A 15441-nucleotide genomic window follows, 5' to 3' on the forward strand; every position below is an offset into this window, starting at 1 on the left:
GGTCAATCTCATCAATAATCTAAGCGATAAACGCACTCAAGAAGTGATGCAAGGCTGGCTTGCCAATCTAAGCGTGCCCGTGCTACTTGATGACAGTGAAGTGCTAAAGGCCATAGAAAGCGGTAAATGTCAAATCGGTCTGGTCAACAGCAACCGCTACGGACGCTATCTACAAGCGCATCCCGATACCCCGATTAAAATCAAATGGATCAATAAGGGCTACGGCGGCGTTAGTACCAACATCACAGGCGTTGCCATTGCGCATGCCGCCAAGCATACCGAGTTGGCGCTGGGGCTGATTGAATGGCTCGCTGCCAAAGATCAGCAATCGCTGTATGCCAGTTTAAGTAACACCTTTCCGATTGACCCCAATGCCGAAGCCTCAGTATTACTCAAATCTTGGGGGGATATCGAAGTCAGCCCGATACCTGTGAGATTTTATGGCGAAAGACAAGCGCTGGCAGTCGATTCCATGCAGCAAGCGGGTTATTACTAATTAGCTTTGCTCACCAAAAAATGCAAATAACGCCCTAGCCATTTATATGGGTCTTGCCCGCTATAGGCGACTTCCATATCAATCACCGCTTGTGGATTGGTATGCCCACCACGCTTGAGCGGTGAGTAATCATGAAACACCCGTAACCCTGAGGTATGCAAGATTTGGTAATGATGGTCATTAATCCATGCAATCACCTCATCTTTTGCCACTGGGTGATTGGGCGTCAAACTGCCATTATCGGCTTTAAAATCTTTGTTATGTAGTAGATTAAAATTGCCCATCACCAAGTTACGATACACAAAGCTGGCAGGGTTATAAAAACACAGCGATAGTACCCCTTTTTCAGCCCCATCATCGACAAGCCACTGATCAAAAAAATCCATAATTAGTTTGGGCTCAGCCAACCACTCAAGCACCGCATGGCACAGGATTAAATCGTATTTGCCCGTTAATTTATCATCCAATTGCTGATAAGGACAGGTATGCCAGGTGATATTTTGTGCCGCCTCGCCTGCGTTTTGTTTGGCAATCTCAAGCATATTGGCAGAGATGTCATTGATGGTGACGTCATGCCCGTCTTTGGCAAGTTCGATACTGATTTGCGCCAAACCTGCACCAACATCCAACACGCGAAGGGGTCGGTTGTGTGTCTGTTGCCATGACTTTACCCAGCCAAAAATATCATGGCGCAGCACAGCAAGGCGAATTTCACCTTTTAAGCCGCCGTATATTTTTTTCTCAAAATGCGCGCTGATGTCATCAAAATTGCGGTCTTGGTTCATCATACAAGATTTTTCAGTCCGCGTTGTTTTTCGCGTTGATAATCACGCTCTTTTAAAGTGGCGCGTTTATCGTGCAGTTTTTTACCCTTCGCAAGGGCAATTTCGCATTTGACGCGTCCATGACTCCAGTACACTTTAAGCGCCACACAGGTATGACCTTTTTGGTTAACCATGCCAAAGAGCTTATCAATCTCGCGGCGGTGCAGCAGTAGTTTACGGGTGCGAAGGGGGTCAGCGACAATGTGAGTCGATGCCGATAACAGCGGCTGAATATGCGCGCCAAACAAAAAGGCTTCACCATCTCTAAAAATCACATAGCTTTCGGTGATACGCATTTTACCGGCACGGATGGATTTGACTTCCCAGCCGAGTAGCTCAAGCCCCGCTTCAAAGCTTTCTTCAATAAAATACTCGTGACGCGCTTTTTTGTTGCTAGCAATCAGGCTAGGCATTTTTGGTTTTTTAGTCATTTAGGTTTCCTTGCTGCAACATCGCGGACATACCCAATGCTGCACAGCATGTTTTAATCATCTTATTGCCATAATCTTATTACAACAATCGGGTTGCCATAAATCAGTATGACAAGCCGTTTAATATGGCGATAAATCCCAATAAATCAATTCATAGATTTTGATTACTAAGTTTTTAATTGCTAGGTTTTTCATTATTACGCTTTACCCTAAATTTTAATTAAGCTTTGGGTAAAATGCTGCAAAGCTGTCATGATAACACGCTAAACACAAATTGATAGTGAGATTTGATTGTTAATTGGGGTCAAATTTTGCTAGGATTAGCAACAAACTAGCAATCTTTGTTTTAATCATATTGTTAGCGCCAAATAGCGCATTATTTATCATAAAGAGACAGCCATGTCAGCAGCCAGCCAGCCACTTGCCACCCCTTATACTAAAATTATCTATCCGGGTACATTTGACCCGATTACCAAAGGGCACCTTGATTTGATTAAGCGCGCTTGCCGCCTGTTTGATGAGGTGATTGTCGCGGTGGCGATTGGTCATCATAAAAAACCGCTATTTACTTTAGAGGAACGGATTGGACTGGTAGAAAAAGCCTGTCATGATAAAGATTTGAGCAATATATCTGTGATTGGCTTTGATGGGTTATTGGTGGATTTGGCAAAAAATCAACAAGCCACAGGTGTACTGCGTGGATTGCGGGCGATGTCAGATTTTGAGTATGAATTTCAGCTCGCCAATCTCAATCGTGAACTAGACCCAAACTTTGAAGCGGTGTTTTTGACCCCATCGCAGCAATATTCTTTTATCTCCTCGACGCTGGTGCGCGAAATTGGCAAATTAGACGGTGATGTGAGTAAATTTGTACCGCCGTGTGTCGAAGAAGCATTTGAACGAAAAAAACAACAGGGTTGGTAAGTCGTGGTAAAATAAACATTTCTTGGTAAACGTTTTAAAAGCTATGGCATTAATAATCACTGATGAATGTATCAACTGCGATGTCTGCGAGCCACTTTGCCCCAACGATGCGATTTATGTGGGCGAGTTGATTTATGAAATTGACCCTGCGCTGTGTACCGAGTGTGTCGGTCATTTTGATGAGCCGCAATGCGCGCTGTTTTGTCCTGTACCTGATTGCATCCCAAGAGATCCCAACTATCTGGAGACGCCAGCGCAGTTGATGCTCAAATTTGAGCGCATCACCCAAACTAAAACCAGTCAATAAATTTTCATAACCGCTATTTTTCACAACGTCGATTTTTAACAAAGCTATTGTAGATAAGGAATGTCTATGCCCGCCAATAAAGCAGAACTGAGTGCTTTTCTGAAGCAATCTTTCCCCCAAGCCAACTGCCACATCGAATCGGTGGGTAACGGTCAAGCCATTGTATCCCATCCTATCGGTGACGATGAATTACGACCGGGTGGCACGGTATCAGGGCCTGTGATGATGAAAGTGGCCGATGTTGCGTTATATGTGGCTATTTTGGGTGAAATCGGTATCGTACCATTGGCAGTGACTACCAATCTTAATGTGTCTTTTCTACGAAAACCCTCTGCACAAGCCAAACTTATTGCCAAATGCCAGCTTATCAAAGTCGGGCGCACGCTTGCGGTAGGCGATGTATTGATTTATTCAGAAGGTGATGACAGACCTGTGGCACATGCAGTCGGTACGTATGCGTTGCCTGCTGACCGTGACTAAATAGATAAAGCCTGTTATAATGCTTGCCTTGGCAGACCAGACGAACGCTGCTTGCCCCTGTTTACAGTGGGTAAGGGGAGGAAAGTCCGGGCTACACAGGGCAGAGTGCCAGCTAACGGCTGGGGGGCGTAAGCCTACGACAAGTGCAGCAGAGAGTAGACCGCCTTAGCAATAAGGTAAGGGTGAAAGGGTGGGGTAAGAGCCCACCGCATGACTGGTAACAGTTCATGGCAAGGTAAACTCCACTCGTAGCAAGACCAAATAGGTGTCCGTATGGCGTTGCCCGCGTTGGACACGGGTAGGTTGCTTGAGCGTATTGGTAACGATACGCCTAGATGAATGTTCGTCCTAGACAGAACCCGGCTTATCGGTTTGCCATGCTTATTTTAATCAGCCTATTGTTATCAATAGGTTTTTTTATTTTTATCGCCGACACTCATGCCGTTTTAACCCCTTGATTATCATAAAGCATGAAACTAGCTTAACTTGCCGATTTAGTAGATTTGAGATTAGCCACTAACCTTGAAACGGCAGGGTGAAATTTCGAATACGCATAAAGCGTTTACTAAACAGTGACTTGATAGGTTTTTGCGGCGCGATGTAAGTGATTCTTTGCTCTGACATGATATCAATCAGTTTGACGACTTCTTGCATGCCCCAACTATATACATCAAATGATTCTATAAACGCATGGTGTTTAAAGAGATAGGAATGCTTGGATAAATCAAAACAACCCATAAACCAGTTGTCAAATATGGTATTTGAAATATAGCCTTGACCAATGATTTTGATATGGGTGTGGCGATCATCTTGTTTTAACGCATGAAGTAAGTTTGCACACGCTAACTCATCGCCTTCATAATACTGAAAAAACTTACCCGCATCATACAGCAAAAAACCAGTGATACCAGAGCGGGTATTATTTTTAATAGATTGGTTCAGAATGTGGGTAAACGTATGTTGATTTAACGCCGCAGTCAGCGTTATCTCACTACAATAAGCCATAAAGTATTTTTGTGACATCCGGAAGTCCTTGGTAAGTGGTACGTGAATATCAACTTCAAATAATTGCTACTATCCGCTAGAGCCCTTGCAACATTATATAAATTTGCAAATTAAAATAGTCATGATAGTCAATATTAGAAAAAATACCAATTACATTTGTGTTGTAATTCTAAAATCTATCCTATATTTGACCCATATCGTGAGCGAAAAAAAACCGCCTCAATCAGCGGCTTATTAACCCAAAAACCACTCAGAAACATAAGTAACGCAAAAGTTACTTCAAGGATGGCGGCTGATGAGGGTGCCAACGCCTTTATCAGTAAAGACCTCTAGCAAAGTCGCATGCGGGACACGACCATCGACAATCACCGCACTTTTTACCCCGTTTTTTACTGCTTCTAGCGCATAGCTGATTTTTGGAATCATGCCGCCAGAGATAGTGCCATCGGCAATCATCTCATCCACCTTGCTAGGGGTAAGCCCTGTAGCAACATTGCCTTCTTTATCAAGCACCCCTTTGATGTTGGTGAGTAAAATCAGTTTTTCCGCAAGCATGAACTCAGCGACTTTCCCCGCCACCACATCGGCATTGATATTGTAAGTATTGCCTTCATCATCCACCCCAAGCGGTGCGATGACAGGAATAAAGTTAGAGGCAATCATCAAATCAATCACATCGCGATTGATGCTGACCACATCACCCACAAATCCCAAATCAATTTGTTGTTGGTTGCCTTGTTCATCCGTTTTGCTCATGGGTAATTTTTTAGCGCGAATGAGACTGGCATCTTTACCGGTTAAGCCAATAGCACGACCACCGTGTTTGTTGATGAGATTGACGATAGATTTATTGACGCTACCACCAAGTACCATTTCCACTACATCCATGGTGGCTTTGTCGGTCACTCGCATGCCATCAATACGGTCAGAGCTGCGCCCCAATTCTCTAAGCAAGTTATCGACTTGTGGACCGCCGCCATGGACGACCACAGGATGAATGCCTACGGTTTTTAACATGACGATATCTCTGGCAAAAGAACTTTCTAATATCGGATCAGTCATGGCATTGCCGCCGTATTTGACTACCATTACTTTACCTTCAAAACGTTGGATGTAGGGTAGTGCTTCGGTCAATACGTCAGCGGTATGCATGGCTTGCTCAAGATCTAATGCCATTCCAAATCCTTATATAATTTTGCTAGAGACGTTTTTTAAAATGCGATTTTACAAGCGGTGTTTATACAGGCTGAATTTGTGCGACTTGCTCGGCAAGGTTGTCATCAATCGTACGACATAAGTCAACAAAAATAGATTGAATATGCCGCAGCTCAGCGACGTCATTGGCAGAAAAACGCACGGTCAAAAAACTGCCCGTATTTGACTTGCGTAAAATACCAAATCCCTCCGCAAAATCCAAGCGTAACCCATCAATCGTATTGACGTTTTTGACCGCAAATGAGGATTTTAACCGTTTAAACGGCTTTTTCCCCAGTGCCGTGATACGAGCAATCACGGTTTGACCATAATGGTTATCGGCGATAGGTAAGTACATATCTGCCGTACTAATACAAGTGGGCAAACTCGCTAGGATATCGGTGAGGCTGATAGGTTGATAGCTCAGCCAATTGAGTAAGCGGGCAGCCGCATACATGGCGTCGTCATGTAGCACAAAATAGCCATCGTTAAAAATAAAATGCCCTGATAACTCACCTGCAAAAATCGCGTTGTCTGATTTGTTTTGTAACGACTTTCGCATCAAGCTACTGCCAGTTTTAGTCATCATCGGGGTGGCACCATGCGAAGCGATGAGACTGGGCACATGATGTGAGCATTTGACATCAAAAATGACTTTTCTAGCAGTTGATGTATGCGCACTGGGCAATTCTTCAATGGCAATGCGAGAGAGAAGATAAAGCAAATTGTCAGGGCTAATCATCTGACCCTGTGCATCAATTACCATCACCCGATCGCCATCGCCATCAAAAGCCAAGCCGATATCTGAGCCTGTAGTCTTGACCATTTGCGCTAATTGCGTCAAGCGATTGGGTTGCGTTGGGTCTGGGTTACCTTGGGGGAAATTGCCATCGGGGGAGGCATTTAGCATGATGCAACAATAGCCAAGCTGGCTAAATAAAGTTTGGGCAAAGTCACTGGTCGCACCATGCATACAGTCGATGACAATTTGCTGTGGGGTATGAAAATAGGTGGTTTGAGCGCACTTAGCTTGATTGATGTGAGCAAAAGCCTGCTCGATAGCCTGGATATAAGTTGCAAAAAAATCCTTGGGCGTTGTATAAGTAGTTTGCCTGATGGCATCAATAAGCCTGTCATCAGGCACGATGGCTTTGTAACCAATTAAAGCCTCATAAAGCTGCTGCACATCATCACCGCTTGGGGACTCATGATTGATGAGCCATTTAATGCCATTGATATGTTTTTGCGAATGGCTGGCGGTGACCATCAGCCCATTACCCGAGAATTGCTGTGCCATAAATGCCATCATCGGTGTGGTTGTCAGTCCCAACCACTGCACCACTAGACCTGCTTGCTGGCAAGCATAGGCGATATATTTGGCAATTTCTTGGCTTTGGTGGCGAGCATCATAACCGATGACAACCGTCGGTTTGTTCACCGCTAACGTTGACGTTGTTGCTGTCGTTTGGTGAGCATATAAAAAAAGCTCAGCAAATACCCTTGCCAATGACCAGACAAAATCATCGGTAAATAAGGTGACATCACCACGAATATCGTAAGCTTTAAAGAGAGATTTTTGCGGAAAAAAAGGATGAATAAACAGAGTATCCATAAAAAAAACATCTAACTGATTCTATACTACCAAAATCATAGCATTGAAATTTGGCAAAATAATTAAATACTCTGTTATAAATTGTTAAAAAAAAATGAGAAAACGGTAACAATTAATGGGTGCCTGTAGAACCAAAACCGCTTTCACCGCGTACACTGATATCAGAAAATTCGCCGACAATTTCAAAGGTTGGACGTGCAATCGGCACCACCAAGTACTGCGCCATTTTCTCGCCTGGTTGTAACACATAATCGGTTTGACTACGGTTCCAGATAGAGACCATTAATTCGCCTTGGTAATCCGCATCAATCACACCCGTTAGATTACCGAGGACGATACCATGCTTATGTCCCAGCCCTGAGCGTGGCATGATAAACCCAACATAATCAGGGTCTTGAATATAGATAGCGAGTCCTGTACCAATCAACTGGCTTTCACCAGCTTTTATGGTGATGGGCTCATCGATACAAGCGCGCAAATCTATGCCCGCAGAGCCGTCTGTCGCGCGATGAGGTAGAGGAAATTTATCAACATTCCCAATTTTGGGGTTTAAAATCTTGACTTGTACTTGCTTCATGCTTACCAACTTTTCTTAAATTTATAAAAAAATGTATAAAAACAACTATATTATAAACCTAAATGACATGGTACCGAGTGAATACCAAAGTAAGTTTTTTTGACCAAAAAAAGAAACTAAAAAAGAAAGCAAAAAAAAGAGCAGCCATAAGCTACTCTTTTGTATTGATATCAAGCATTCATCTATTAATTTAATTAGAATTTATAGTGAGCACCGACAGTGACTAAGTCTGAGTCAACTGAAACATTATTTGTTACGTCAACTGAAGGCAGACGCGTATATTCAGCTTCTACAGATGCATTTGGTGAAAGGTTATAACCTAAACCGACACCACCTGCAAGACCTGATTCATCATATTTATCATCACCATCATCAACTTGGGTTTGCGCAATACCTAATTTACCTTTGGCATAAACATTCGATGCTGGGAATTGGTATTTATAAGTACCATATAAACCTGCAGTATTAGTACTAATTTCACCTACTTTCGTACCGCTATATTTTAGATCTTCTTTTGAAGAATCCACATATTCAACTTCTGCACCAAAGTTAGGGGTAAAATTATAACCTGCATATACACCATAAGCGGTCTGGTTGTCAGCATCAAGACTATCAACATCAGTATTAAATTGACCCGCTTTAACACCTACATAGGGGTGACCGGTGTAGCCAACAGTATTGGTTTGATATAAGGCAGCGTTTGCACCTGCAGTCACAACTGTACCTGCAATTAAGGCTAAAAGGGTTTTATTTAAAGTTTTCATCGTCTTCTCCTTTAGAAGTTTTTTGAAAAGCATCACAACAAGCCATGTAATATTTTATTTAAGTTAATTTGGATGTTGGCAATATCTAGTGACTGTTTAACCTTACTAATTTAACTAGGTTACTAATCGACCAGTTATTGCCCTGCTTGTTTTGTTAAAGCCATCATAGCAAAATAAATTTAGATTACTGTCGGTGTTTAACAGGTCGGACGTTAAATTATGAAATGAAATTTGCCAAAAAGGTAAATAAGCTACTTATTTGAAATTTTTTGTTACATTTCCTGTCAAGCACCCTATTTCTAAGAAATATTTAGTTACATTTACTTGAATATTTGGGTCAACTCTTTGTCATACGGGCTGTTTTTGCATAAAAAAAGGACTTAAAGTCACCTTTTTTGCCCTTTTTTTTACGCCGTTTTTTTATCAATTAATTATTTGGCGGCTTTGCTTTTGAGTAACGCCTGAATATTGGCCAAATAATCCTCTGCGGTTTTCTTGGGTTGGTGGGCTGCCGCTGATTTTTTCATGCCAGGGGCATCGATATGTTCTGTCGGTAACTCGTCAATAAATCGGCTAGGGGTGGTGGTTTTCATTTGCCCGCCTGCACGGCGCTGGGCAGCCATCGTCATGGTCAACTCTTTACGTGCACGGGTAATCCCCACATACATCAAACGTCGTTCTTCCTCGATGGATTCAGCAATAATGGAGTTTTTATGCGGTAATAGTTCTTCTTCAAGTCCCATGATATAAACATAATCAAACTCAAGCCCTTTAGCGGCGTGTAGCGTCATCAAATTGACTTTGTTGGTATTTTCCTCTTCCTGCTGCTGCTCTAGCATATCAAGTAACACAAGCTTACGAATGACTGCATCAATGGTGCGCTCATCGTCATCATCCGCGCGGTTAATCAAGTTTTGGATACTGGCGTAAAGCGTCTCGATATTATCAATACGAATTTTTTCTTGCTGTGGGGTTTTTGCTTCGCTTCGTACCAAATCAATATAGCCAGTTTCATCAATCATTTGCTTGACCAGCGGCACAGGGTCGGGATGCTGGTATAGCTCTTGGGTGTAACGCTCGATAAAATCAGCAAATTCTTTAAGCTCGCCACTGGCTTTTTTGGGTAACACATGCGTCAGTCCACTATGACCACTTGCCATCAACAGCGAGACTTGGTGTTCTTGGGCAAATAGTCCGAGCTTTTCAAGGCTGGCAGGTCCAAGCCCACGTTTTGGGGTATTGATAATACGTAAAAAGGCACTGTCGTCTTCAGGATTTAGAATCAAGCGCAAATAGCTCATAATGTCTTTGATTTCACTACGGGCAAAAAACGACGTGCCGCCCGATAACTTATAAGGAATTTGCAGCTGACGTAGCTGTGCTTCCAACATACGCGCTTGAAAGTTACTACGATACAGTACCGCATAATCTTGCCATTCATTGGCATTGCGAAGTTTATGGGTGATGATTTCTTTGGCAACGCGCTCTGCTTCATCATCATCGTTACGACAATTGATGATGCGAATCAGCTCGCCATGCCCTTTATCTGACCATAATTTTTTTTCAAATAAATGCTCATTATTGGTAATCACTGAGTTGGCAGCGTGCAAAATACGTGACGTAGAGCGATAGTTTTGCTCAAGCTTAACCACTTTTAATTTGGGAAAATCCTCTTGCAGCAGTGCCATGTTTTCAGGTTTTGCCCCACGCCATGCATAGATGGATTGGTCATCATCACCCACCACAGTAAAACGCGGCTGCACGCCAACGAGCAGTTTAATCAATTCATATTGCGCGGTATTGGTGTCTTGGTATTCATCTACCAGTAGATAGCGTATGCGATTTTGCCATTTGTCACGTACTTGGCTATTTTCTTGCAATAGCCGTGTTGGCATTACAATTAAGTCATCAAAATCCACCGCATTGTAGGCACGTAGGTTACGCTCATAGAGTTGATAGAGCGTGGCAAATAGCATATCTTCAGGGTCAGTCAGCGTATCTGCTGCCTTTTCAGGGGGGATGAGATCGTTTTTCCAATCGGATATCATTTTGATAGCTTTACCGACCAATTCGCGGCTCTCGGCACCGCTCATGTTGTCTCGCACCATCAAATCCATCAACAGCCGCTTGCTATCTTCGGCATCCATGATGGAAAAATTGCCTTTAAGCGGCGTATGCAATAACTCGTAACGTAAAAACTGCAAGCCAAACTGGTGAAAAGTTGAGACAGTTAAGCCTTTGGTTTTGTCACTCGGTAATAATTTTTGCACACGGGCTTTCATCTCGCGAGCCGCTTTGTTGGTAAATGTGACCGCGGTGATACGCTCGGCTGGCATTTGACATTCTTCAATCAGATAAGCGATTTTACGGGTAATCACCGATGTCTTACCCGAACCTGCACCTGCCAGTACCAGCAAGGGTCCAGAGACATATTGCATGGCTTCTTGTTGGCGAGGGTTTAATTGGCTCATAGTCGCTTCCACCGTTAATAAAAGTTGCTCAGTAAAAAATGGACAATCGACTATTATAGTCTAAAGCGCAAAAGATAAGGACATAGTTGGTAGTAAAATTTTGAGAAAAATCCATGCAAAAATAGCTAACCCAGTGGTGGATTTCTGCCATAAAAAAAAGATGCCACAGCGCATCTTTTATTCATTGCATAATTTATTAATCGTATGCTCTATTTATTAAATTGATAAAAATAGGTTAATTATGGCTAGTTTAATTATGGGTAGATAGCGCAGTTTGTTGGTTGGGCTGATTTAAGGTACTAATCACAGCGTCAGTCGGACTTATCGATGGCTGAGTATCCGTTGTCAAATCAGCAGAAAGTTTAAAGCTGAGTGCCAAGAATGACATCATAGCCACTGCCATCATGGCATTTTTGATTGGGCTATTAGCAATCGAACTATTAGCAATTGGTGTATTACTCATCATCTTATCCTCGATTAATCAGCTAGCAGATACCACGCTCGTCTTTTATTTATTATTAACCCCATTATCTGCTTGTTTTTTCAAAAATATAATGCCAAAAAGTAATCAATTATTGTAAAACGCTAAAAATGGCTCGTCCAAAATTAGTAAGCTTAGTCAATAGGGGTAAATAAGAGTGTGTATTTTTGCTTTAGCTTATTGTGCATGAAATTGAGGGATAAACTAAGTTTCTATTTAGTAAATAAATGGGTAAAAAAATAATTAAAGTTAACAGATTTTTTATTCTCTATGACATTAAGTAATTTTTTATAGGGCTCGTTATAGCGATCGATGCTTTTAAGTTAATAAATGTAACATCAAAAAAAGGCGACGCGGATATAAAAACCGGTGTCGCCTTTAGTTTTAATCAAGCTTTAAGATATTATTGATTGAGCTTTTGGGCAGCCGTCATTGCAAAATAAGTTAAGATACCATCGGCACCTGCACGGCGAAACCCTAACAGTGATTCCAAAATAACGTCCTCGCTTAACCAGCCGTTTTGTATCGCCGCCATGTGCATGGCATATTCACCTGATACTTGATACGCATAAGTCGGCACGCCGAACGTATCTTTGACTTCGCGTACCAAATCAAGGTAAGGTTGACCTGGTTTCACCATTACCATGTCCGCGCCTTCTTGGATGTCGAGGGCGACTTCATGCAGGGCTTCGGCGCGATTACCAAAATCCATTTGGTATTGTTTTTTGTGTCCGCCTTTAAGGTTGCCTGCGCTGCCGACGGCATCACGAAACGGTCCATAATACGCAGACGCGTATTTGGCGGAATAAGCCATAATGGCCGTATTAATAAAATTTTCTCCATCCAATGCTTGGCGTAGCGCGGCAATACGACCATCCATCATATCGCTTGGTGAGATGATATCCGCGCCTGCACGGGCATGGCTCAGGGTTTGTTTGGCGAGGATTTCAACGGTGATGTCATTAAGCACGTAGCCATTGTCGTCGACAATACCGTCTTGACCATGACTGGTATAGGGGTCGAGCGCCACATCAGTCATCACTACCATCTCAGGTAGGGCGTCTTTAATTGCTTTGATAGCAGTGCAGGCAAGACCGTTCTCATCATAGGCGTGTTCAGCATGTAGCGATTTGAGGCTTGGGCTAATGACAGGGAACAAATCAATGGTGGTGACGCCTAGACTGAGTAGTTGCTTGGCATACTCAATTAGCAAGTCCACGCTCAAACGCTCAACGCCTGGCATGCTTGCCACAGCTTGGCGCTGCTGTTTACCCTCAATGACAAACACGGGTGCAATCAGATGCTTGGGTTCAATGCTGGTTTCTTGCACCATAGCGCGGACATTATCGTTGTAACGTAGGCGACGTAAGCGAGTATTGGGGAATGAACGGTTAAAAATATAACTCATAAAAACCTCTTATTATCGAGTGACACTTATTATTAAGTAACGTTATCAAGTAACGCAGAAATTGTATAAGGATAAATAAGCAAAATTTGCTAGAATGATAATTTTTTAAAAAGCTATCTTACCACAATCTACTTACGCATGGAGGGCGCCGTGAGTTTAAACCCTGTAAATGCCAATCAATTGGCCACTCAGTCATCGACTGACAGCACTAATATGACTGACACGACGTCTAAAGAAAATGATGAGCATTCTGATTTGGCAAACGAGTCGCAACTGCAGCTCAATGAAGACAGTGAGCATCACGCCATCAGCAAACCTAGTATTGATGTGCTAGGGCAGCAGCTCGCCAACATCATGTCCCAAAGCCCATTTGTGGCGCATACCTTTACTACCTATCATTATGAAGATGGCAAAGTATATGGTAAGGTCAAATCCAATCCCGCCCTCATCGGCAATCCAAATTTTGAGATTTTGCATGGCGGTATGACGGCGACGCTATTAGATACCATAGGCGGGCTTGAGGGCATGCTGGAAATCTATCGTCGTGACCAAGGCACGTTTGAAGAGCAGACCAAAAAAATCAAACGCATGGCAACCGTCGATTTGCGCGTCGATTATCTAGCCCCTGGGCGTGGTCATGAGTTTATGGTCACAGCCGAAGTAATTCGTATGGGACGCAAAGGCTGTACCACGCGGATGATGTTGGTCAATGATGAAGGAAAGCTCATCGCGCATGGCATCGCCAGTTATGCATTTTAAAACAGCCATTTCTAGTAAAAAACCCATAAAAAACCCACAGTGATGTGGGTTTTTTACTATAACAGCTTACGGCTAATCTAATGCACTAGCTCTAATGAGCTAGGTCTAATGTATTAGGGTTGGACTGTGGTTGTGGTGGTCGTTGTTGAGGTTGTTTTAGTAGTCACTTGGGCAGGCTGATGGGCTGCATCAGTAATTTTTTGCTGGGCATTGTTGGCAACCTGTGACAACTTGGTGCTGAAATTCGTATGTTTTTCTGTGGGTGTTTCGAGCGGTACATCGCGACTCACCCCGCCACCTAAAACTTGGTATAGCTGAATTTGACTGAGCAATTGCGACTGCTTGGTATTTAGAATACTTTGTTGGCTGCTATAAATCGAACGCTGTGCATCTAATACGCCCAAATAATTGTCTAAACCTGCTTTGAAGCGCGCTTGAACAATTTGATAGTATTTTTGGTTGGCAGCAAGCGACTGGTTGTACGCGGTCAACTGCTGATTTAACGTTGCGCGATTGGCAAATACGTCATTGACTTCTTTAAAAGCGGTTTGAATCGCTTTTTCATAAGTATTTAGCGCTTGTTGTTGCTCGATTTCACTCACTTGGTAATTGGCTTTACGTAGACCTGCATCAAAAATCGGCAAGCTCACACTCGGTCCAAAACCCCAGCTAAATGCGCCTGTTTTAAACAAATCGCCTAAGCTTGAGCTGGCAGCACCCACATTGCCCGATAGGCTAATCGTTGGATAAAACGCAGCGCGCGCGGCGTTAATATTTGCGCCTGCAGCTTTTAAGTTATATTCCGCTTGACGCAAATCAGGACGATACAATAATAAATCACTGGGTAAGCCCGTGCCAAAAATACGATTATTAGTGATGCTACTAATGCCCGCTGCGGGTAGTAGGCTATTATCCACCGGGGCGCCTACTAGGTAGCGTAGGGCATTTTGGTTGGTCAACAAATCGGTTTGTGCTTGGGCGATAGATACTTTGGCGGCTTCAACTGCCGCTTGGGCTTGTACGCTAGTTAGCTGCGAATCAAGACCTGCTTTAAAACGCAGCTGGTTAATGCGAAGTGAATCTTGGCGCGTGGCTAAGGTTTGTTTGGCAAGTTGCAGTTGTGCCAGACTATAGCTGTATGCCACATAGCTTTGCGCAATGTTACTAATCAAGCTAATTTGCGCGGCATCTTTGGCAGCAGTGGTGGCAAGATAATTTTGTAAAGCGGCATCTTTGAGGCTCGCAATACGTCCCCAAAAGTCAAACTCGTAACTTGACATTGCCAGACCGACATTGTAAGTACTACTAGGATTCGCATCTCTTGAATTTGTTGCACCGTAAGAATATGAGCCAGAACTATTGATAGTAGGCACATCTGCGATGTCTTGGATTTGGTATTGTGCGCGGGCTTTTTGAATCGCCAAAATCGTGGCACTGATGTCTTTGTTGTTGTCTAACCCCAACTGAATCAGTTGTTTTAGCTTGGCATCGCTATAAAAGTCCTGCCAACGCTGAGACGCGATACTCGGCTGATTGGTGCCACTCACGGTCTGATTATCATAGGTTTCATAAGGCTGATTGATTGCGATATGCGGCTGCGCCACAACAGGCTCAGTTTTGGCTTTTGGAATGGTTTGACAAGCGCTGAGCGATAGTAGCGTGGCTACTAGGGCAGTCAGGGGTACGAGGCGGAAGGTAGAATCCATAT

General features: G+C 43.2%; 16 protein-coding genes and 1 other RNA gene. 6 read left to right on the forward strand and 11 right to left on the reverse strand.

Annotated elements, in window-relative coordinates; genetic code table 11:
• On the forward strand, positions 1–496 hold a 496-nt coding region (locus tag RT143_RS06495; RefSeq protein WP_313091971.1), incomplete at its 5' end, for an extracellular solute-binding protein.
• Here the strand turns inward: RT143_RS06495 and RT143_RS06500 are convergent.
• Positions 493–1284 carry a methyltransferase domain-containing protein gene (locus RT143_RS06500; protein ID WP_313091972.1) on the reverse strand — a complete coding sequence of 264 codons (792 nt, stop codon included), beginning with the start codon at positions 1282–1284 and terminating at the stop codon, positions 493–495. The two genes, RT143_RS06495 and RT143_RS06500, sit on opposite strands and share 4 nt — an antisense overlap.
• Complete coding sequence (gene smpB, locus RT143_RS06505; RefSeq protein ID WP_007115442.1) at positions 1281–1751, reverse strand: SsrA-binding protein SmpB; 471 nt, start codon at positions 1749–1751, stop codon at positions 1281–1283. The genes RT143_RS06500 and smpB overlap by 4 nt, the downstream gene beginning before the upstream one ends.
• 399 nt (positions 1752–2150) lie before the next feature.
• On the opposite strand from smpB, the gene coaD reads away from it, so the two are divergent.
• The 4 genes from coaD (at position 2151) to rnpB (ending at position 3845) form a co-directional block, all read left to right on the forward strand.
• On the forward strand, positions 2151–2675 hold the full coding sequence (coaD, locus tag RT143_RS06510) for a pantetheine-phosphate adenylyltransferase (protein WP_051500269.1): 525 nt from the start codon (positions 2151–2153) through the stop codon (positions 2673–2675).
• A gap of 43 nt (positions 2676–2718) precedes the next feature.
• Complete coding sequence (locus RT143_RS06515) at positions 2719–2982, forward strand: YfhL family 4Fe-4S dicluster ferredoxin (RefSeq protein WP_188875628.1); 264 nt, start codon at positions 2719–2721, stop codon at positions 2980–2982.
• Positions 2983–3048: 66 nt separating this feature from the next.
• Entirely contained in the window at positions 3049–3462 is a 414-nt protein-coding gene (locus RT143_RS06520; protein WP_313091974.1) for a PaaI family thioesterase, read from the forward strand.
• A 28-nt stretch (positions 3463–3490) separates the two neighbouring features.
• Positions 3491–3845: RNase P RNA component class A (rnpB, locus tag RT143_RS06525), an RNA gene on the forward strand.
• Between the two features lie 133 nt (positions 3846–3978).
• On the opposite strand, the gene RT143_RS06530 is transcribed toward rnpB, so the two are convergent.
• The 8 genes from RT143_RS06530 to hemB form a co-directional block, all read right to left on the reverse strand.
• Positions 3979–4485 carry a BLUF domain-containing protein gene (locus RT143_RS06530; RefSeq protein ID WP_313091975.1) on the reverse strand — a complete coding sequence of 169 codons (507 nt, stop codon included), beginning with the start codon at positions 4483–4485 and terminating at the stop codon, positions 3979–3981.
• A gap of 261 nt (positions 4486–4746) precedes the next feature.
• Positions 4747–5643: an acetylglutamate kinase gene (gene argB / locus RT143_RS06535; RefSeq protein ID WP_312174781.1), complete on the reverse strand. Its 897-nt coding sequence runs from the start codon at positions 5641–5643 to the stop codon at positions 4747–4749.
• Positions 5644–5704: 61 nt separating this feature from the next.
• Positions 5705–7273 (reverse strand): phosphomannomutase/phosphoglucomutase, encoded by a 1569-nt coding sequence (locus RT143_RS06540; RefSeq protein WP_313091976.1) that lies wholly within the window; start codon positions 7271–7273, stop codon positions 5705–5707.
• A gap of 112 nt (positions 7274–7385) precedes the next feature.
• Positions 7386–7850 carry a dUTP diphosphatase gene (dut, locus tag RT143_RS06545; protein WP_313091977.1) on the reverse strand — a complete coding sequence of 155 codons (465 nt, stop codon included), beginning with the start codon at positions 7848–7850 and terminating at the stop codon, positions 7386–7388.
• Between the two features lie 194 nt (positions 7851–8044).
• The gene (locus RT143_RS06550) at positions 8045–8614 is read right to left on the reverse strand and encodes a porin family protein (protein ID WP_313091978.1); all 570 of its coding nucleotides are present in this window, start codon (positions 8612–8614) and stop codon (positions 8045–8047) included.
• 431 nt (positions 8615–9045) lie between these two features.
• Entirely contained in the window at positions 9046–11085 is a 2040-nt protein-coding gene (locus RT143_RS06555) for a UvrD-helicase domain-containing protein (RefSeq protein WP_313091979.1), read from the reverse strand.
• A 250-nt stretch (positions 11086–11335) separates the two neighbouring features.
• A complete protein-coding gene (locus tag RT143_RS06560; RefSeq protein ID WP_313091980.1) occupies positions 11336–11548 on the reverse strand; it encodes a hypothetical protein in 213 nt (70 codons plus the stop codon).
• Between the two features lie 421 nt (positions 11549–11969).
• A complete protein-coding gene (hemB, locus tag RT143_RS06565; RefSeq protein WP_313091981.1) occupies positions 11970–12974 on the reverse strand; it encodes a porphobilinogen synthase in 1005 nt (334 codons plus the stop codon).
• Positions 12975–13124: 150 nt separating this feature from the next.
• Here hemB and RT143_RS06570 point away from each other — a divergent pair, with 150 nt between their 5' ends.
• Positions 13125–13733, forward strand: coding sequence for a thioesterase family protein (locus tag RT143_RS06570; RefSeq protein WP_313091982.1), 609 nt, complete (start codon positions 13125–13127; stop codon positions 13731–13733).
• Positions 13734–13846: 113 nt separating this feature from the next.
• Here RT143_RS06570 and RT143_RS06575 read toward each other — a convergent pair whose 3' ends face one another.
• Positions 13847–15439 (reverse strand): efflux transporter outer membrane subunit, encoded by a 1593-nt coding sequence (locus tag RT143_RS06575; RefSeq protein ID WP_313091983.1) that lies wholly within the window; start codon positions 15437–15439, stop codon positions 13847–13849.
• Positions 15440–15441 lie beyond the last annotated feature (2 nt).

The sequence above is a fragment of the Moraxella sp. CTOTU48268 genome (assembly GCF_032069585.1).
In the GTDB taxonomy this organism is placed as follows: domain Bacteria; phylum Pseudomonadota; class Gammaproteobacteria; order Pseudomonadales; family Moraxellaceae; genus Faucicola; species Faucicola cinerea.

What these genes read in the sequence shown, in the direction of transcription:
- RT143_RS06500 (WP_313091972.1), bottom strand. Translation starts at nt 1,284, where the DNA reads ATGATGAACCAAGACCGCAATTTTGATGACATCAGCGCGCATTTTGAG.
- smpB (WP_007115442.1), bottom strand. Translation starts at nt 1,751, where the DNA reads ATGACTAAAAAACCAAAAATGCCTAGCCTGATTGCTAGCAACAAAAAA.
- coaD (WP_051500269.1), top strand. Translation starts at nt 2,151, where the DNA reads ATGTCAGCAGCCAGCCAGCCACTTGCCACCCCTTATACTAAAATTATC.
- RT143_RS06515 (WP_188875628.1), top strand. Translation starts at nt 2,719, where the DNA reads ATGGCATTAATAATCACTGATGAATGTATCAACTGCGATGTCTGCGAG.
- RT143_RS06520 (WP_313091974.1), top strand. Translation starts at nt 3,049, where the DNA reads ATGCCCGCCAATAAAGCAGAACTGAGTGCTTTTCTGAAGCAATCTTTC.
- RT143_RS06530 (WP_313091975.1), bottom strand. Translation starts at nt 4,485, where the DNA reads ATGTCACAAAAATACTTTATGGCTTATTGTAGTGAGATAACGCTGACT.
- argB (WP_312174781.1), bottom strand. Translation starts at nt 5,643, where the DNA reads ATGGCATTAGATCTTGAGCAAGCCATGCATACCGCTGACGTATTGACC.
- RT143_RS06540 (WP_313091976.1), bottom strand. Translation starts at nt 7,273, where the DNA reads ATGGATACTCTGTTTATTCATCCTTTTTTTCCGCAAAAATCTCTCTTT.
- dut (WP_313091977.1), bottom strand. Translation starts at nt 7,850, where the DNA reads ATGAAGCAAGTACAAGTCAAGATTTTAAACCCCAAAATTGGGAATGTT.
- RT143_RS06550 (WP_313091978.1), bottom strand. Translation starts at nt 8,614, where the DNA reads ATGAAAACTTTAAATAAAACCCTTTTAGCCTTAATTGCAGGTACAGTT.
- RT143_RS06555 (WP_313091979.1), bottom strand. Translation starts at nt 11,085, where the DNA reads ATGAGCCAATTAAACCCTCGCCAACAAGAAGCCATGCAATATGTCTCT.
- RT143_RS06560 (WP_313091980.1), bottom strand. Translation starts at nt 11,548, where the DNA reads ATGAGTAATACACCAATTGCTAATAGTTCGATTGCTAATAGCCCAATC.
- hemB (WP_313091981.1), bottom strand. Translation starts at nt 12,974, where the DNA reads ATGAGTTATATTTTTAACCGTTCATTCCCCAATACTCGCTTACGTCGC.
- RT143_RS06575 (WP_313091983.1), bottom strand. Translation starts at nt 15,439, where the DNA reads ATGGATTCTACCTTCCGCCTCGTACCCCTGACTGCCCTAGTAGCCACG.